The sequence below is a fragment of the Aeromonas sp. MR16 genome, assembly GCF_022549315.1.
Classification (GTDB): Bacteria; Pseudomonadota; Gammaproteobacteria; order Enterobacterales; family Aeromonadaceae; genus Aeromonas; species Aeromonas aquatica.
The window spans coordinates 88779-105657 of the sequence record NZ_JAKZFK010000009.1; the positions used below are offsets into that span (position 1 = coordinate 88779).

Genomic DNA, 16879 nt, shown 5'->3' on the forward strand with positions numbered 1-16879 from the left:
GTCAGGCTGGGGCTATTCGCCCACCACCTTCAATGCTCTAAAACCGCTAGCCAGAGAGAGATTTCCTTGGCTGGCCTGTTCTATATGGTTGCTCCACCAGCCCATCATGATCTCCCGCTGCTCGAAGTAATCTGATCGGTTATAGGCACGGCGGATCTCGTTCTCGTCGGCGTGAGATAGCGCTGCCTCGATGGCATCCGGGTTGAACCCCTGTTCGTTCAGGATGGTACTCCCTAGCGAGCGCAAACCATGAGCCACCAGCCGTCCGCCGTAGCCCAGCCGCTTCAGCGCAGCATTCGCGCTCTGATCGTTAATATGGCCAAGTGGGTCACGGTAACCGGGGAACACAAAGGGACGATGACCGCTGATAGGTCTCATCCGCTCCAGCAGGGATATAGCTTGTGGTGTCAAGGGCACTCGGTGGGGGCGATCCATCTTCATCCGTTCTGCGGGGATGTTCCAGACTTTAGCCTCCATGTCGATCTCATCCCAGCGAGTTCCGGCTGATTCGCCCGGGCGAACCAAGGTATGCAGGCTCCATTCAATTTGGCAGCGTGTTGTGGGGTCTAGTCGTCCATTGGCAATGTCAGCCATCAGGTCTGGCAATTCTTCCGGCTTGAGGGTCGGCATATGCTTTTTGGCTGGTTTTTTGAAAACTTTGCGAACGGCAGCGCAGGGGTTGGCGTTGAGCAGGCCGTGGTTGACGCTGTAGTCGAGGATCTCGTTGATTCGCTGACAGAGGCGACGCACTGTCTCAAGTTTTCCATCGGCCTCCAGTGGGCGCAGCATCTCGATTACTCTGGGGGCGCGGATCTGGTCGATGGGCATGGCCCCAATGAAGGGCAGCACATATAGCTCAAGGGAGCGCCACGAATCTGTGGCGTAGGCTTCTGATACGTCGTGACGTTTCAGTTCCAGCCATTTGCTGGCCATGCGTTCGAATGTGTTGGCACTGGCTTCTTGCTCGGCTTGGGCTGTGGCGAGCAGTTCTTCTTTGTGGAGCTTGGGGTCAATGCCTTGGGCCAGCAGGGCGCGGGCTTCTCGCCGCCGTTCTCGGGCCGCCGATAGTGTTACATCAGGATATGCACCGAAACTGATGTTCGAACGCTTCTTGTCACTGGGTCGGTAGTAGTTGAACAGCCACAGTTTAGTGCCATTCAGCTTTACTCTCAGGTAAAGCCCGTCCCCGTCAGCCAAATTGTACTCTTTGACCAGCGGCTCACCCGGCTTGGCCTTCGGTGGTACCCCAGGCTTTGCTGTTCTTACCCTTGAATCACTAAGTTTGTCGTTGCTCATGGTATTACCTGTCAAACGTAACACCAAAGTAGGTGTTACCAGAGTGGTGTTACCACAGATGTTACCTTTAGAGCTGGATTAAATCGACTTTCTCGGATTTCTACGGACAACAAAAAACCCGCAAAGCCTTACGCTATGCGGGTTTCTGTACTTCTTCGTTCCCGGCCGGAACATTATTTGGTGGAGCTGGGGGGATTTGAACCCCCGTCCAAAATTACTACATCCTCGGTACTACATGCTTAGTCACTCTTTACATTCGCCAACAGGCTGCGGAGAGACACGCCACGCATTGACTAGCTCGATTGGTTTTAATGCTTCCGCCCCGAGCAGGACTTCCACACGATCCTGTGAAGGATGACCTTCCGTTTCCCTAGGACACAGGCAAGCTAGGGGAGAAGGGCTCAGCGCAGGTTATTAAGCTGCGAGTGCGTAGTTTTCGTCGTTTGCGACTATTTTTTTGCGGTTTATTAACGAGGCCTACCGCACCTCGGCATGCACCTTGGGTTTCGTGAATCTTGTCGAATCCAGAATCAGCCCCAAGTTGTCAAAAGCGATTGTACGCAAAAATCCTGCCATGGCAAGGCGTTGATGGCAATCGACCGGCTGGTGCCGGTCGATTGCTGGTTTATTGGGCGCCACTCATCGGCAGGTGGCACGGCATCAACCGCGGTTCTTGTTCTTCATGATGCGGGATTTCTCCCGATCCCATTCGCGGGCCTTGGTATCTTCCCGCTTGTCGTGTTCTTTCTTGCCCTTCACCAGGCCGATCTCGACCTTGACCCAGCACTCTTTCCAGTAGAGCGCCAGCGGCACTATGGTGTAGCCCTGACGTGCCACCAGGCTTTCGAGCTTGTCGAGTTCACGGCGGCTCAGCAGCAGTTTGCGGGTGCGGGTCGGGTCGCAGACCACGTGGCTGGAGGCGGCGTTCAGCGGCAGGAAGGTGGCGCCAAACAGGAAGGCTTCACCCTGCATGAAGATGACATAGGCTTCGCTGATATTGGCCTTGCCCGCCCGCAGGGATTTCACTTCCCACCCTTGCAGGGACAGACCGGCTTCCACGCGCTCTTCGATGAAGTACTCGTGGCGGGCGGCTCTGTTGAGTGCAATGGTGCTGGACCCGGCTTTGTTTTTACTGTTCTTTTTGCTCATGACGGGGGCCTTCGGCAATGTTGATGAAGGCGCATTATACGTGGGTGGCGGCGGCTGTAAAACGCGCAACCGCTCGAGTGGTGGCTTTGTGAGCGATCCAGGAGGGATTTTGGCTGGCAAGGAGATGTATGCGTGATTAACGAAGGCGAAAAAATGAGCGATTGGTCGGGTGATGGCTTTCTGGACCGTTTCGGCGGTGATTTTGGCTGACAAGGTGGTAAAATCGGGCCGATTGGAAGAGGAAAGCCCATGCCCCGTATTACTCGCAGTGCCCTGGTGATGTTCAGCGCAGAACAAATGTTCCGGCTGGTCAACGACGTTCACGCTTATCCCGAATTCTTGCCCGGTTGCGTCGGTAGCCGCGTTCACGAGACGGGAGAAGACTACATGATGGCCTCGGTGGACGTGGCCAAGGCAGGCATCGCCAAGACCTTCACCACCCGCAATCAGCTCGACGCCAACCGCACCATCAAGATGGAGCTGGTGGAAGGCCCCTTCAAGACGCTGGCGGGCTGGTGGACCTTCACGCCGCTGGATGTGGATGCCTGCAAGGTGGAGTTCGACCTCGATTTCGAATTTACCTCCAAGCTGATCGAGCTGGCCTTTGGCCAGATCTTCCGCGATCTGGTGGGCTCCATGGTGCTCGCCTTCTCCAACCGCGCCAAGGTGGTGTACGGTGTCTGATCTGCTCGATATCGAAGTCGCCTATGCCCTGCCAGAGCGGCAGACCGTGTTGCGTATCCGGGTTGCTCCCGGCACCAGCGTACTGGCCGCCATCGAGCAGTCCGGCATAGTACAGAAGCACCCGGAGATCGATCTCGCGGTCAACAAGTTCGGCATCTACAGCCGTCCGGTCAAGGGCGCCGAGCCGGTGCAGGAAGGGGATCGCATCGAGATCTACCGGCCGCTGATCGCCGACCCGAAAGAGATGCGCAAGAAGCGGGCCGAGAAGGCCAAGGAAGAGGGGCGTGCCGACGTGGTGACCGGCGGCCGGCCCGATGTGCACCGCAAGCGGGGCGATGCCGAATCGACCTGACACAGGTTGCATCGTTGGTATAAACAAGAGGCGCCACGGCGCCTCTTGTTATTGGATGCTACTTTGCATCCCTGATATGGGATGAACTGCTGTAAGACTAAAGGTTCACAGCACGAGCAGCCGCTCGTTTTCCACCGTCTCGACACCCTCATCCTGCTCGGCGAGGACTCGCATGGCGTGGGCCACCTGGCTCGCCTCGATGGCGCGCCAGCGCCTGAGGGGTCCCTGCAGCAGCGGCCTGATCAGCGGATAGATGGCCTGAATGACTTGCTCTGACGTGCGCGGCGGTTGGCGATGGCCGAGCAGCATGGCGGGGCGCAGGATGGCGAGTCGCTGCCAGTCCTGGGTCAGCAGGGCCTGCTCCACCTCCCCCTTGGTACGCAGATAGAGGGCAGAGGCGCGGGCGTTGGCGCCGAGGCTGGAGATGACGATGAGGCGGCGGCAACCGTGGCGACGGGCGAGGGCGGCGAAGGCCAGCACATAGTCGTGATCCACCCGGCGAAACGCCGCATCGGAGCCGGCGTCCTTGCGGGTGGTACCGAGGCAGCAGAAGGCGACATCGACGGGGGCGGGCAGGGCGACCTCGTCCAGTTGGTCGAAGTCCACCGGCAGCCAGCGCCGGTTTGGGGCGGGCTCCCCCGGCGTGCGGCAGAGCAGGGTCAGCTCATGGTCAGGCCTGAGTTGGCGGACGAGTTCCCGCCCGATCAGGCCGGTGGCGCCGGCTATCAATATCTGGCTCACAGTGATCTCCTCGGGGGATGGGCTCAGTTATCAGCCTATAAAACAAAACCGGCCTTGGCCGGTTTTGTGGGATATCAGAGCGGGGTGGTGAAGGCCGCCGGGAGCGGGAAGTCTCCCGTGGCGGTGGCCAGTCGGTCACCCACGAAGTTCAGGGTCAGCTCCTTGCGCTCCTTGTCACCGCGCCCTGGCTGGAATTCATAGAGATAGTACCAGGTGTTGGGATCGAAGCCGTCCCGCAGCATGGGGGAACCCAGCACGAACTCGACCTGCTCGCGGGTCATGCCCTGGCGCAGCTTGTCGACCTGTTTTTGTTCCACATAGTTGCCCTGGGGAATATCGATGCGATAGACCAGGCTGCAACCGGACAGAGTGAGGGCGGTCAGGGCCGCGGCAATCAGGTGTTTCATCCGCATATCGGGTTCAGATCATCCATACAGTCTTTTTAGCTCGGCAAATCATACCCACTCCCTGTGCGGAAGTAAAAAGCCATTGATCCTTCAGCCAATAAAAAGGGCCGCATGGCGGCCCCTGGCAAATACGCGAAAGGTCACATGGCGGCGCGGAAGATGGCGACTATCTCGGCGTGGCTCGCCTGCTTGGGGTTGGTGAAGCCGCAGGCATCTTTCAGGGCGTTGCTGGCCAGCAGATCGAAGTCATCGCTCCTGACGCCGAGCTGCTCCAGGCCAGCCGGGATCTTCACATCCCGTGCCAGTTGCTGGATAGCATCGATCGCGGCGGCCGCACCCTGCTCGTCGCTCATGGCGCCGACATCCACCCCCATGTGATGGGCCACGTCCTTGAGGCGAGCGGCACTCACCTGAGCGTTGTAGGCCTGCACGTGGGGCAGCAGCACCGCATTGCAGACACCGTGGGGCAGGTCGTAGAAGCCGCCGAGCTGGTGCGCCATGGCGTGCACGTAACCGAGGCTGGCGTTGTTGAACGCCATGCCCGCCAGGAACTGGGCATAGGCCATCTGCTCGCGGGCGTGCAGATCGTCGCCCTGGTTGACCGCGGTGCGCAGGTGTTTGGCTATCAGCTGAATAGCCATGATGGCGCTGGCGTCGGTGACCGGGGTGGCGGCGATGGAAACATAGGCCTCGATGGCGTGGGTCAGGGCATCCATGCCGGTGGCGGCGGTGAGGCCGGCGGGCTTGGCCAGCATCAGCTCGGGATCGTTGACCGACATCAGCGGGGTGACGTGCTTGTCGACGATGGCCATCTTCACGTGGCGGGCCTCGTCGGTGATGATGCAAAAACGCGTCATCTCGGAGGCGGTACCGGCGGTGGTGTTGATGGCGATGAGCGGCAGTTGCGGCTTGGCTGAGCGATCCACCCCTTCGTAATCCGCGATGCTGCCGCCGTTGGTGGCCACCAGGGCGATGCCCTTGGCGCAGTCGTGAGGCGAGCCGCCGCCCAGTGAAATAACGCAATCACAGCCGTGGGCCTTGAGCATGGCCAGCCCCTGCTCGACGTTGGTCATGGTGGGATTGGGTTTGGTCTCGTCGAAGACAGCGCTCGCGATGCCATGCTCCGCCAGCAGGGCGGCGACCCTGGCCACCACGCCGATCTGGCTCAGCACCTTGTCGGTGACGATCAGCGCCTTGCGAAAACCATGGCCCTTGATATCGGCTGCCGCCTCTTGCAGGCAGCCCGCTCCCATCAGGTTGACCGCGGGAATGTAGAATTTGAATGTCGCCATGATGGACTCCGTATGATTAGCCATTAAGTGGTATACGGGCGCCAACATAACAGCAGATGAGGCGATGCGAAGGGGTCAATAGTATCTGATTTACAACTTTGTGGACTCGATCGCGCTCTGGCCGAATCGTGGTAGCGAGGGCTTGACAAGGGGCTGGAGCGAGCGGAGAGAAGAAAAACGTTTTTCAGGAAATTCATCAAGTTAGCAAACGTTTTGCGTAGAATTTGTGACTGTCAATGCGTGGAAGTGTGAGGAGCTTCAAGGAATTGGAAAGCGCTTTCGACCATAGTTGGCGCCTCCCCGAATGAGGGGAGAGCAGGCTTGAAAGTATCATAAAGAATCATCTTAACTTGCCCCCTGACCATGCTGGTGGGGAGCAACCAGGAGTCCACTATGTCTGATGTTTTTCACTTGGGTTTGAAGAAAGCTGATCTGCAAGGCGCCACCCTGGCGATCGTCCCCGGTGACCCCGAGCGCGTGAAGCGCATCGCAGAGCTGTTGGATAACCCGGTGCACCTGGCCAGCCATCGTGAATTCACTACCTGGCGTGGTGAAATGGGCGGCACCGCCGTGATCATCTGCTCTACCGGTATCGGTGGCCCGTCCACCTCCATCGCGGTAGAAGAGCTGGCACAGCTGGGCATCCGCACCTTCCTGCGCATCGGCACCACAGGCGCCATCCAGCCGCACCTGAATGTGGGCGACGTGATCGTCACCACCGGCTCAGTGCGCCTCGACGGTGCCAGCCTGCACTTCGCACCGATGGAATTCCCGGCCGTTGCCGACTTCGAGTGCACCACTGCGCTGGTCGAGACCGCCAAGGAGCTGGGCTCCAAGCTGCACGTGGGCGTCACCGCCTCGTCCGATACTTTCTACCCGGGCCAGGAGCGTTACGACACCTTCTCCGGCCGCGTGGTGAACCGCTTCCAGGGCTCCATGAAGGAGTGGCAATCCATGGGCGTGCTGAACTTCGAGATGGAGTCTGCCACCCTGTTGACCATGTGTGCCAGCCAGGGCCTGCGCGCCGGTATGGTGGCGGGTATCATCGTCAACCGCACCCAGCAAGAGATCCCGAGTGCGGCCACCATGGCAAAAACCGAATCTGATGCGATCAAGATCGTGCTGGGCGCCGCCCGCAAGCTGATCTGACGCACCACACAGTGTGGGGGGTGGGGGCCGTTGCGAAAGCGCGGCCCCTATCTTTATCTGCCGTTTATCAAGATAGCCATCGTTTGTCCCGTCATTCGCTCCCCAGCCATCACTTCCTCTGCTGAATTAAAATGGACTGGCATATCTCGCCGCCACGGGCTCATCGCTCAGCGGATGGATGAAGTCGACTCTCTTTTCCCTGCTTTCATTTTTTTGCCGTAGTTAGAACGGACGGGCAGATCGCGCCGCCATCGGCTCACCGCTCAGCGGGTGGATGAAGTCGAGCTCGCTCGCGTGCAGCATCAGCCTTGGGGTGTGTGCTGTGCCTGGCAGCACCAGGCCGCCATAGAGATCGCAGCCCAGGATGGGATGCCCCAGTTGCTGGCAGTGGATACGCAGCTGGTGGGTGCGGCCGGTCTCGGGCACGAGCCGCACCCGGGTCAGCGCCAGCGGCTCATCCTGCTCTTGTTGGCGGGTGAGCCGCTCTTGCACCCGATAGCGGGAGCGAGCGGGCTTGCCGCTTTGGGGGCAGATCTTCATCAGCGGAAACAGCGCCGGATCCTTGGCGATGGGGGCGTCGATCAGTCCCTCGTCTTCGGCCAGGTGGCCGCAGAGCAGGGCGCTGTACGCCTTGGCCACGGCGCGCTGGCTGAACTGGTGACAGAGCTGGGCGTTGATGGCCTTGTTCCTGGCCACCACCATGAGGCCCGAGGTGCCAAAGTCGAGGCGATGCACCAGGGTGCACCCGGGGAAATCCTGTACCAGCCGATAGTGCACCGAGTCGAGGTTCTGCGGGTTCTTGCCCGAGAGGCTGAGCAGGCCGCTCGGCTTGTCGATGATCAGCAGGTGTTCATCCTCATGGAGGATCCCGATGCTGGCGTGGCAAGGGGGGGCGATAAAGGTGTCGACGATGGCAGACATAGGGCGCACGGGCTGGAAAGGGGGGGGGCGATCATACTCGAACCGGCTGCGCGGGGCGACTCGGCTGTTTGCACCGTTCGATGGGATAAGCGGGGATAATTCGTTCAACAGCTTGATAATTCAGTGGTTTAAAAGTGGGAAGGGCGCCGTTTTGTGACCCCTTCCCGAGTTCATCCGGGGCTTGCTTGTTAAGGTAGGGCTCCCTGTCATGTTGTAAGGAGTCTGTCCATGGCGTTGCCCGTTATGCTTGATTGTGATCCCGGCCACGATGATGCCATCGCCCTCATACTGGCGCTGGCGAGCCCCGAACTCAAGGTGCTGGCGGTCACCACCAGTGCCGGCAACCAGACGCCGGACAAGACCCTCAACAATGCCCTGCGCATCCTGACCCTGCTCGGGCGTGACGATATTCCGGTGGCAGCGGGGGCGCCGAAACCGCTGATGCGCGAGCTCATCATTGCCGACAACGTCCACGGCGAGTCGGGCCTCGATGGCCCCAGGTTGCCGGATCCTGCCTTTGCCCCGCAAGCCATGACGGGCCTCGAATTGATGGCCAAATCCCTGCGCGAGAGCCCGGAGCCGGTCACCCTGGTGCCGACCGGCCCGCTCACCAACATCGCCCTGCTGCTGGCGGCGCATCCCGAGCTGCACCACAAGATAGGCCGCATCGTGCTGATGGGGGGCGCCGCCGGGGCGGGCAACTGGACCCCGGCGGCGGAATTCAATATTTATGTGGACCCGGAAGCGGCCGATATGGTGTTCAAGTCCGGCATCCCCATCACCCTGTGCGGGCTGGATGTGACCCATGAGGCCCAGGTGATGGATGGGGATATCGAGCGGGTACGCGCCATTGCCAATCCGGTGGCCCAGTGCGTGGCTGGCTTGCTCGACTTCTTCATGATCTACCATAGGGATCCCAAGTGGGGATTTGCTGGTGCACCGCTGCATGACCCCTGTACCATTGCCTGGTTGCTGGCTCCCGCCCTGTTTCACGGGGTCGAGTGCCGGGTCGATATCGAAACCAGTGGCGCACATACTACCGGCATGACGGTGGTGGATCGCTACGGCCTGACCGGCAAACCGGCCAATGCCCTGGTGTTGCTGGGACTGGACCGTGCGGGCTTTATCGATCTGCTGGTCGAACGACTGCGGGCTTTTGGCTGACCGCCATTGCATTATTGAGAGAAGGGATGGGAAATGTACAAATCGTCGCTGGCACTGCTGGCCTGCGTACAACTGACGGGGTGCGCCACGCCATTCGAGTCGATGTGGCAGGGGCTGGCAACCTGTGATCTGGATCAGCTCCATCTCGACAGCGAGACGGGTGAGCCGTCCCATCCGCAGCTCAAGACCTTCACCCCCGACAAGGTGACGGACGGCTTCGCCTGGTACAAGACCCATCAGGAGTTGCACGGCCTGCCCATCACCGGGTTTCTCATCCCGGCCTCGACCTTCGAGGTGCACGCCCTCTTCGTCGATACCCCCATCGCCAACGCGCGCCGGCTGACACACAACGCCTATGGCAGCGAGTTCAGCGATGAGCGCAAGCATGATCTCGGGGAGGCCCCTCTGCTGCTGCGGGATCCCAACAACCCCAAGCGCACCATCATCGACTGCACCAAGGGGGAGTCGTCGGAGCCGCTGCCGGAGGAGCCGTTCCCGGAGGAGTAGGCGCCGGGGCGAGCATCGCTACGACCAGAGACGAGAGAGGGGAGCCATGGCTCCCCTCTCTGTTTATGTTCCCCAGTCACCGGTACGGCAGGGGGCTGTTCATCATTCAGGGATAATCCAGCGTCTGTTTGATAACGGGCAAATTGGCGGCGATCCAGTCAGGGTTGAACGATGCTCCCCGGTCGCTGACACGACAATGAGCCGCCCGCGTTCTGTATTCAGGGATAGCCGAGCGTTTCCTTGATAACGGGCAGATTGGCGGCGATCCAGTCAGGATTGATGGGCCCCCAGTCGCTGATGCGATAGTGGCCCTGCAGGTGGCGCGCCCCCTCGGTCTGCTCGAAGGCGCAGAGGATGTCGAGCTCGGCCAGGGCGGCCAGGGTGTCCTGAGCGGTGCGCCGCGGCATGCCGGTCGCCGCCATGATGGTCGGGATGGTGTCGGTGCCTTGGCTTATCAGGTGGGCGACATAGAGCCGACGGTAGAAGCTGGTGCGAGTCTTGCTCGGCTCTGTCATTGTCTATCCCCGAGATTTGCCTGGCTGACCGGACAAGCCGCCATATGCCATCGCTGCAGGCCGCTGGCGCCGTTTTTGCCTGAGTCGATCATATCTCGTCCTCGAGACGGTCGAAGTAACGCCAGGTGGCGATGGCGGCCTTGCCCATCACCAGGGCCCAGATGCCGAACCAGAACCAGCGGAAGAAGCTCCAGGTGGAGGCGTCGGGCTGGGTGCTCTCGATCTTGGTGACGTTCGGGAACAGGGAGAACATGTTCACGCGCCAGCCGTAGGAGGTGATGATGGCGAGGCGTTTCTCGAACTCCATGGACTTGGCCTTGGCCTGGACGTCGGCGGCATTGAACTTGAAGTAGAAGGGCCAGCCCCAGAGGGTATCCTCGTTGCGGAACACCCGGATCTTCTCGCCGGGGCGCTCGGTGTAGATGTAATAGACATCGACTGTAGGGCCATCGGCCGGGTTCTTCTGGCTGATGGGGCCGTCCTTGTCGGTGCGCTTCACCTCGACCCCGGTGATGGTGGCGATGGTGTGCTCCGGCAGATAGAAATCGAGCCAGAGCGCGGAGAGCAGGGCGACGAGGCCCAGGGCGATAAAAGCGGGTTTCTTGAACTTCAGGCTCATGGGATTCTCTAGGTGAGGGGGAATGACGTGCCTCTACCATACCCATATTTAAGCATGGCGCCCAGTCCCTAATGGCACCTTAAAATCAAAAGAGTCATTTAAAACGAAGAGAAGTCGGGGGCCACAGAGACCCGGGCCCAGGGTACGGGGCCCGAGCGTCACCCCAAGGGGCGATTACAGCTGGAATTGGGACAGTTGCTTGCGTTGCTGCTCGGCGAGCTGTGACAGTTCGTGACTGGCGGCGGCGCTCTGGCTGATGCCCGCCACGTTCTGGTTCACTATCTCGTGGATGTTGGTGATGTTGCGGCTGATGTCGGCGGTGACGCAGGATTGCTCCTCGGCGGCGGTGGCCACCTGGGCATTGGCGCCGTTGATCTGGTTGACCGCCTGGGTGATGCCGCCGAGCAGCGCCTGCACCTCGGCGGAGAGTTGCTGGTTGTGGCTCAGGATCTCGAGGGTCTCCTGCACCCCGCTGTTGGCCGACAGGGACTGGCTCTGCAACTGCTCTATGATGACCTGGATCTCCTTGGTGGAGTCCTTGGTGCGGGCCGCCAGCAGGCGTACCTCGTCGGCCACCACCGCGAAGCCACGGCCGGTTTCACCGGCGCGCGCGGCCTCGATGGCGGCGTTCAGGGCCAGCAGATTGGTCTGCTCCGAGATGCCCTGAATGACTTCGATCACCTTGCCAATCTGCTCGGACTGGGACTTGAGCCGCGCCACCACGGCGGCGGCGCTCTCCAGGCTCCCCGCCATCCGGCTGTTGGCCTGGATGCTCTTGGCGAACAGCGCCAGACCCTGTTCGACTCGGTTGTTGGCGTCCCGCGCCAGCTCGTCGGCCAGGGCGGCGTTGTGGTTGACGTTGTCGGCGGTGCTGGCCAGCTCGGTGACGGCGGAGGCGACCTGCTCGGTCTCGCTGCGCTGCTGCTGGGCATTGGCCTCGGACTGGGTCATGACGGCGGCGAGCTCGGTGGCGGCGGACGCCACGTTGCCGCTGATGCCGGTCAGGGTGTGGATGGTGCTACCGAGCTGCGTCAGGGTCTGGTTGATGTCCCTGGCCAGCTGGCTCAGCTCGTTGTTGCCCTCGGCTTTGGCCCGCACGTTGAAGCGGCCCTGGGCGACGGCGCGCATCACCTCCTGCAACTGGCCGATGGGACGCACTATCTGGCCGGACAACCACCAGCCACCGAGCAGCGCCGCGAGCAGGGTGCCTCCCATCAGCAGCAGAGTCCGCAGCAGGGTGGCGTGGTAGTGCGCCTCTTCCTCGGCAATGTCGGCCAGGATCAGCTGATTGACGTGGGCCGACATGCTGTCGATCTCCTTGATCAGCTGCTCCCCCAGATCGCGAAAGCGCAGCCGGGACTGTTCGTAGGCGGCGCTATCGCCGTTCCCCTGATATTGCCGGGCCAGCAGCGGCAGCATGTTGTTGCGGGTGTGGCTGAGGTAGGCCTGCAGGGCCATGGCCACCTGGCGATTGTCCTGCTCGGCGCCGGTTATCACCAGCCGGGCCAGGATGGCGTCTATCTCCTGCTCGGCGGCATCGAGCGCGCTCGGCAACTGGGCAAAGCGCTGCTGATCGTAGAGGCCATAGATGGCATTGGTGCGCAGCCGGTAGGTCGCGTGGATCAGGGCGGCGATGTCGTCCTTGTGACGGGTGACGCTGGCGGTGGTCTGATTCATGTCTCCGATGGCGCTGTCTATCTCCTGCTTGCTGATCCCGACCATGAGGATCATCAGCAGGCTGGCAAGCAGTAGGGGGATGAGAACTTGAAGACGGATAGACAGGGTATTCAACGACATGAAAAATCCTAACCCAAAAGAGGAGTGAAACGGCATCTTACACAGGCGCGACAAGGGCTGTCACAGGGTTTTTATGGTTGAAACCGGACCGGGGGAAAAGGTTTTTTCTTGTGTTAAAAGAGTGTGATAGGCAAGATCACCGGGTTATTGGCATGGAGGTGTAGTGTGTCTGACTGGATTGATCCCGCCATTCTGGCGTTATTTGTTCCCACGTTCTTTTTTGTCTCTGTCACGCCGGGCATGTGCATGACCCTGGCGATGACCCTCGGCATGAGCCTGGGGGTGCGCCGCACCCTGCACATGATGTGGGGGGAGCTGATCGGGGTCGGACTGGTCTCGGTGCTGTCGGTGGTCGGGGTGGCCGCCGTCATGCTCAACTACCCGGCGCTGTTCTCGGCGTTCAAGTACGTGGGGGGCGCCTACCTGGTCTGGCTCGGCATCCAGATGTGGCAGGCCAAGGGCAAGATGGCCATTCCGGCAGACTTGTCGGCCGGGCAGGAGACCAAGCCGCTCGGGCTGGCGCTGCAGGGCTTCGTCACCGCCATCGCCAACCCCAAGGGCTGGGCCTTCATGGTCTCCCTGTTGCCGCCCTTTATCAACGCGGCCAAGCCGATGGCGCCGCAGATAAGTGCCCTGGTGACGCTCATTCTCGTCATCGAGTTCTCCTGCCTGCTGCTCTACGCCAGCGGTGGCCGCACCCTGCGCCACTTCCTCGCCAAAAGTGGCAACGTCACCCTGATGAACCGCATCGCCGGCTCCCTGATGCTGTTTGTGGGTGTCTGGCTGGCCTTCGGCTGAGAACCTGTTCACGATCTTGCTGCAAGGCCGTGATCAAGGCTCATGTGCTGCTCGCCTATGTGAAAAAAATGGCTCACGTATCTGTATACGCTCCGGTTCCTGCGCTGCTCTTCACCTTGCTGACAGCCTCTCGTGACAGGTCGTGAACAGGTTCTGATGGCGCGAGCCATGCAAAAAGGCCACCTCTTGGGAGGTGGCCTTTTTTGTGGGCGGCTGGCGCCTCTGACTAGTCGGTCAGGCAGTCCGGATCGAATACGTATTCCCCCGCCAGCCAGCGCAGGATCTCGTTCACACAGCTCTGATCCTGGAACGGCAGGTAGCGAGCCTTGAGGTGGATCACCTGCTCCGGGGTGAGCTGGGCCAGGCCGATGTCCTGGAACAGCGTCAAGTCGGCCTGGATCATGGCGGAGATCTGCGGGCCGCAGGTGGCATTGAGGGAGGCGTGCAGCGCCTTGTCCGGATCGTACTGCCTGCCGAGCTTGTAGCACACCGGCAGGGTGGCGAGCGGCAGCACGGAGAGCGCGGCCTGCTTCATGGGGTTGACCGCGTGGCCGGCCACCAGATCGGCCAGCTCGGTGCGGTTCTCGAAGGCGCGCAGGTGCAGGAAGCTGCTGGCCTTGCTGCCGTCGTTGACCGGGTAGTTGTCCCACAGGAAGGGCTTGCGGTGCAGCCAGTCGGCGGCCTGCTTGAGGTGCGTCGCCGGGTATTCGCTGGAGCAGACCTTGGGGCCGGTCCAGAAGATGTCGAAGCGGCGATCCAGCCCCTGGCCGAGATCCGTCAGATAGTGGGGGGGCATGGCGCCGAACACCTTCTCCAGCACGGGATCCGTGGAGTAGTAGCTGGGGCAGAACAGCAGCCGGCTGGCCTGGGTGTGGGCCGCGATGTCGTGGGCCATGGTGAGCTGCCAGTGGGCGAGATCCGGGGTGTCCCCCTTCATGTCGTCAAACAGCACCGCCAGGATATCGGGCTTGAGCTCCTGCTCGATGACTCGCAGCTTCTCCAGCAGGGCCGGGCGCTTGTGCGCGTAGTCGTGATGGGCGCCCATGGGGCTCAGGCCCACCCCGAAGGCGAGGCCGTTGTCACGGCACTGCTGGGCGAGGCGACGCAGATCGTCGAGCTGCTGTGCGGGCCAGGGCTGGGCCCAGTGCTTGCGCAGATAACCATCTTCTTTTGGCGCGTAGATATAGAAGCCGTAGCCGTGGCGGGGCAGCCACTGGGCGTAGCGGGCGCGGGCGTCCCAGCTCCAGCCCTTGCCGAAGAAGCCCTCGATCAGGCCCAGTTTGGGCGAGGGAGGGGTGAGATCTGACAACAGGGTTTGGTAAGGCATAATCGACTCCCTTCTCGCTGAAAACCTGTTCACCGTCTTGCAAGAGGCCATGAATCAGGAATATGTGCTGCTCTGAACCTTATTATCACTACAACGCGCGGTTGCTGCGCTGCGTTCACCCCATGCTGGCCAGCTGGCGCTGGGTGGCTTTTATTCAAGATGACCTAACGCCGATGCTAGACAGGGTCCTCTTCCAGGAAGCGAACCCCTATCTTGCGTGGCTCACCCTCTTCCATCTCCGCCACCGTCCAGAGCAGGCCCTGCCAGGCGAAATGGTCACCGACCACCAGATTATCGCCCAACTGCCCGGCGATAAAGTTGCCGAGCGTCTGATCCGCTACCTCGCTCACATCCAGCCCGTACAGCGGGGCGAGATCCGCCAGTCTGGCGGCCGCCTCCAGCAGGAAGTCACCGAAGAAGCGCGGGCCCAGATCCTGCTCGGGAGCCTGGCTGAACAGCTGGCCGAGGGCGGGGAGATCCCGCTCGTGGCCGATGACGCAGAGGATGTCGTCCGATTGCAGGCGGGTACTGCCCGAGGGGTGCAACAGCTCCTGCCCCCGGAACAGGGCGCAGATACGGGTGCCCTCCGGCATGCGCAGCTCCCGCAGGGGGGAGCCGATGCACCACTTCTCGGCGCTCAGGCGATAGACGAAGGTCTCCCACTGGCTGTCGAGATCGATCTCGAGCCCGGATCTGTTGATGGGGGAGGGGGGGGCCGGCACCTCGACACGGGCCAGCCTCGAGGCCAGCGGCAGCGAGCTGCCCTGCAGGATGAGGGAGACCAGCACCACGAAGAAGGCGACGTTGAAGTAGAGCTGGGCGCTGGGCAGCCCCGCCATCATGGGGAAGACCGCCAATATGATGGGCACGGCGCCGCGCAGGCCCACCCAGGAGATGAACCAGCGCTCGCGGGGGGCGAAGTTCTTGAACGGCAGCAGGCCGACCCAGACCGAGATCGGGCGGGCGAACAGTATCATCCACATCGCCAGAGCCAGGGCTGGCAGGGCGATGGGCAGCAGCTCGCTCGGATTGACGAGCAGGCCGAGCACCAGAAACATGCCGATCTGGCTGAGCCAGGTCAGGCCATCCAGCACCGACAGCGTGGTGCTGCGGCTGCGCAGGGAGAGGTTGCCAAGCAGCAGACCGGTGAGGTAGATGGCGAGGATGCCACTGCCCCCCACCGCCGTGGTGAGGGCGAAGATCAGCAGGCCACCGCTGACGGTGAGCAGGGGATAGAGGCCGGGGGCCAGCTTGGCGCTGTTGATGAGGCGCCACAGCAGCCAGCCACCGCCGAGGCCAATACCGGCCCCCATGCCAAATTGCTGCAGCAGGTGCAGCAGCAGGAAGCCGGTATCCAGACTCTGCTGGGCGGTGGCCAGCACCTCGATCAGGGTGACGGTGAGGAACACCGCCATGGGATCGTTGCTGCCGGACTCTATCTCCAGGGTGGCGCTGACCCGCTCGTTGAGGCTGCGGCCGCCGAGCAGGGAGAACACCGCCGCCGCATCGGTGGAGCCGACGATGGCGCCGATCAGCATGCCCTGCATCAGGTTGAGGTCAAACAGCCAGGCGGCGGCGAAACCGGTCAGGGCCGTGGTGATGGCGACTCCGACGGTGGCGAGCGACAGGGCGGGCCAGAGCGCGACCCGAAACGAGGAGACCCGGGTCTTCATGCCGCCATCGAGCAGAATGACAGCGAGCGCCAGGTTGCCCACCAGATAGGCGATGGAGTAGTTGGCGAAGTGAATGCCGCCGGGGCCATCCTCACCGGCCAGCATGCCGACGGCGAGGAAGATGACCAGAATGGGAATGCCGACGCGAGAGGAGAGCGTGCTTAACAGGACACTGCATCCCACCAACAAGGCACCGATAAAGAAGAAATTGTTGATGGTGGTGGCATCCAATGGCGAACTCCTCGTAGCGATCCGCAAAAACAGGCACATTATATGCAGTTTGGACCCCTTTGTGTGGCTTAATTGTGCATCAATTTGCAGTTTTTTACGTTTACCGTGCTGTTTTTACGCAGGGAAGGCGATCGGTGCCAAGGCGGTAAAACACCAACAGTGAGTGGCAATTGGCCCTAGGTTTAGGGCCCAAAAGCGGCGGGTTCCCCCTGGTGGGGAGTTGGCTGGCAAGGGGGTGAGCAGAAGGGGTAAAAAAG

The 16879-nt window shown here is 61.4% G+C and carries 17 protein-coding genes and 1 other RNA gene; 6 read left to right on the forward strand and 12 right to left on the reverse strand.

Annotated features, from left to right (window positions below):
* Positions 1 to 12: 12 nt before the first annotated feature.
* The 3 genes from MM194_RS09135 to smpB form a co-directional block, all read right to left on the reverse strand.
* A complete protein-coding gene (locus MM194_RS09135; protein ID WP_241343398.1) occupies positions 13 to 1296 on the reverse strand; it encodes an integrase domain-containing protein in 1284 nt (427 codons plus the stop codon).
* Between the two features lie 178 nt (positions 1297 to 1474).
* Positions 1475 to 1834: a transfer-messenger RNA gene (ssrA, locus tag MM194_RS09140) on the reverse strand.
* A gap of 122 nt (positions 1835 to 1956) precedes the next feature.
* On the reverse strand, positions 1957 to 2445 hold the full coding sequence (smpB, locus tag MM194_RS09145) for an SsrA-binding protein SmpB (protein ID WP_033129249.1): 489 nt from the start codon (positions 2443 to 2445) through the stop codon (positions 1957 to 1959).
* Between the two features lie 249 nt (positions 2446 to 2694).
* Here smpB and MM194_RS09150 point away from each other — a divergent pair, with 249 nt between their 5' ends.
* Together MM194_RS09150 and MM194_RS09155 are read left to right on the forward strand one after the other, a co-directional pair.
* Positions 2695 to 3129, forward strand: a complete 435-nt coding sequence (locus MM194_RS09150; protein WP_033129250.1) for an SRPBCC family protein — start codon at positions 2695 to 2697, stop codon at positions 3127 to 3129.
* Positions 3122 to 3481, forward strand: coding sequence for an RnfH family protein (locus tag MM194_RS09155; protein WP_241343399.1), 360 nt, complete (start codon positions 3122 to 3124; stop codon positions 3479 to 3481). Before MM194_RS09150 ends, MM194_RS09155 begins: the two co-directional genes overlap by 8 nt.
* A gap of 105 nt (positions 3482 to 3586) precedes the next feature.
* On the opposite strand, the gene MM194_RS09160 is transcribed toward MM194_RS09155, so the two are convergent.
* The 3 genes from MM194_RS09160 to yiaY form a co-directional block, all read right to left on the reverse strand.
* A complete protein-coding gene (locus MM194_RS09160) occupies positions 3587 to 4222 on the reverse strand; it encodes an NAD(P)H-binding protein (RefSeq protein WP_241343400.1) in 636 nt (211 codons plus the stop codon).
* A 74-nt stretch (positions 4223 to 4296) separates the two neighbouring features.
* Positions 4297 to 4635, reverse strand: a complete 339-nt coding sequence (locus MM194_RS09165; protein WP_005325779.1) for an outer membrane protein assembly factor BamE — start codon at positions 4633 to 4635, stop codon at positions 4297 to 4299.
* 134 nt (positions 4636 to 4769) lie between these two features.
* Entirely contained in the window at positions 4770 to 5921 is a 1152-nt protein-coding gene (yiaY, locus tag MM194_RS09170) for an L-threonine dehydrogenase (RefSeq protein WP_241343401.1), read from the reverse strand.
* A gap of 393 nt (positions 5922 to 6314) precedes the next feature.
* On the opposite strand from yiaY, the gene udp reads away from it, so the two are divergent.
* Complete coding sequence (gene udp, locus MM194_RS09175) at positions 6315 to 7070, forward strand: uridine phosphorylase (protein WP_033129254.1); 756 nt, start codon at positions 6315 to 6317, stop codon at positions 7068 to 7070.
* 222 nt (positions 7071 to 7292) lie between these two features.
* Here udp and MM194_RS09180 read toward each other — a convergent pair whose 3' ends face one another.
* Positions 7293 to 7991: an RluA family pseudouridine synthase gene (locus tag MM194_RS09180; RefSeq protein ID WP_241343402.1), complete on the reverse strand. Its 699-nt coding sequence runs from the start codon at positions 7989 to 7991 to the stop codon at positions 7293 to 7295.
* A gap of 228 nt (positions 7992 to 8219) precedes the next feature.
* Between MM194_RS09180 and rihA the strand changes: the two genes are divergently transcribed.
* The gene (gene rihA, locus MM194_RS09185) at positions 8220 to 9155 is read left to right on the forward strand and encodes a pyrimidine-specific ribonucleoside hydrolase RihA (protein WP_241343403.1); all 936 of its coding nucleotides are present in this window, start codon (positions 8220 to 8222) and stop codon (positions 9153 to 9155) included.
* Between the two features lie 33 nt (positions 9156 to 9188).
* The gene (locus MM194_RS09190) at positions 9189 to 9662 is read left to right on the forward strand and encodes a hypothetical protein (RefSeq protein WP_033129257.1); all 474 of its coding nucleotides are present in this window, start codon (positions 9189 to 9191) and stop codon (positions 9660 to 9662) included.
* A gap of 218 nt (positions 9663 to 9880) precedes the next feature.
* Here MM194_RS09190 and MM194_RS09195 read toward each other — a convergent pair whose 3' ends face one another.
* From MM194_RS09195 to MM194_RS09205, 3 genes are all read right to left on the reverse strand, one after another.
* Positions 9881 to 10177 (reverse strand): winged helix-turn-helix domain-containing protein, encoded by a 297-nt coding sequence (locus MM194_RS09195; protein ID WP_241343404.1) that lies wholly within the window; start codon positions 10175 to 10177, stop codon positions 9881 to 9883.
* Between the two features lie 88 nt (positions 10178 to 10265).
* On the reverse strand, positions 10266 to 10796 hold the full coding sequence (locus MM194_RS09200) for a DUF1523 family protein (protein ID WP_033129259.1): 531 nt from the start codon (positions 10794 to 10796) through the stop codon (positions 10266 to 10268).
* 174 nt (positions 10797 to 10970) lie between these two features.
* Positions 10971 to 12593, reverse strand: coding sequence for a methyl-accepting chemotaxis protein (locus MM194_RS09205; RefSeq protein WP_241343405.1), 1623 nt, complete (start codon positions 12591 to 12593; stop codon positions 10971 to 10973).
* A 165-nt stretch (positions 12594 to 12758) separates the two neighbouring features.
* Here MM194_RS09205 and MM194_RS09210 point away from each other — a divergent pair, with 165 nt between their 5' ends.
* A complete protein-coding gene (locus tag MM194_RS09210; RefSeq protein ID WP_033129261.1) occupies positions 12759 to 13391 on the forward strand; it encodes a LysE family translocator in 633 nt (210 codons plus the stop codon).
* A 226-nt stretch (positions 13392 to 13617) separates the two neighbouring features.
* Here MM194_RS09210 and MM194_RS09215 read toward each other — a convergent pair whose 3' ends face one another.
* Both MM194_RS09215 and MM194_RS09220 read right to left on the reverse strand, forming a co-directional pair.
* On the reverse strand, positions 13618 to 14718 hold the full coding sequence (locus tag MM194_RS09215; protein ID WP_033129262.1) for a beta-N-acetylglucosaminidase domain-containing protein: 1101 nt from the start codon (positions 14716 to 14718) through the stop codon (positions 13618 to 13620).
* 176 nt (positions 14719 to 14894) lie between these two features.
* The gene (locus tag MM194_RS09220) at positions 14895 to 16622 is read right to left on the reverse strand and encodes a potassium/proton antiporter (RefSeq protein ID WP_241343406.1); all 1728 of its coding nucleotides are present in this window, start codon (positions 16620 to 16622) and stop codon (positions 14895 to 14897) included.
* Positions 16623 to 16879 lie beyond the last annotated feature (257 nt).

Bases quoted from the DNA above. Each gene is read 5' to 3' on its own strand.
- MM194_RS09135 (WP_241343398.1), bottom strand. From the start codon at position 1,296: ATGAGCAACGACAAACTTAGTGATTCAAGGGTAAGAACAGCAAAGCCT.
- smpB (WP_033129249.1), bottom strand. From the start codon at position 2,445: ATGAGCAAAAAGAACAGTAAAAACAAAGCCGGGTCCAGCACCATTGCA.
- MM194_RS09150 (WP_033129250.1), top strand. From the start codon at position 2,695: ATGCCCCGTATTACTCGCAGTGCCCTGGTGATGTTCAGCGCAGAACAA.
- MM194_RS09165 (WP_005325779.1), bottom strand. From the start codon at position 4,635: ATGCGGATGAAACACCTGATTGCCGCGGCCCTGACCGCCCTCACTCTG.
- yiaY (WP_241343401.1), bottom strand. From the start codon at position 5,921: ATGGCGACATTCAAATTCTACATTCCCGCGGTCAACCTGATGGGAGCG.
- udp (WP_033129254.1), top strand. From the start codon at position 6,315: ATGTCTGATGTTTTTCACTTGGGTTTGAAGAAAGCTGATCTGCAAGGC.
- MM194_RS09180 (WP_241343402.1), bottom strand. From the start codon at position 7,991: ATGTCTGCCATCGTCGACACCTTTATCGCCCCCCCTTGCCACGCCAGC.
- rihA (WP_241343403.1), top strand. From the start codon at position 8,220: ATGGCGTTGCCCGTTATGCTTGATTGTGATCCCGGCCACGATGATGCC.
- MM194_RS09190 (WP_033129257.1), top strand. From the start codon at position 9,189: ATGTACAAATCGTCGCTGGCACTGCTGGCCTGCGTACAACTGACGGGG.
- MM194_RS09195 (WP_241343404.1), bottom strand. From the start codon at position 10,177: ATGACAGAGCCGAGCAAGACTCGCACCAGCTTCTACCGTCGGCTCTAT.
- MM194_RS09200 (WP_033129259.1), bottom strand. From the start codon at position 10,796: ATGAGCCTGAAGTTCAAGAAACCCGCTTTTATCGCCCTGGGCCTCGTC.
- MM194_RS09205 (WP_241343405.1), bottom strand. From the start codon at position 12,593: ATGTCGTTGAATACCCTGTCTATCCGTCTTCAAGTTCTCATCCCCCTA.
- MM194_RS09215 (WP_033129262.1), bottom strand. From the start codon at position 14,718: ATGCCTTACCAAACCCTGTTGTCAGATCTCACCCCTCCCTCGCCCAAA.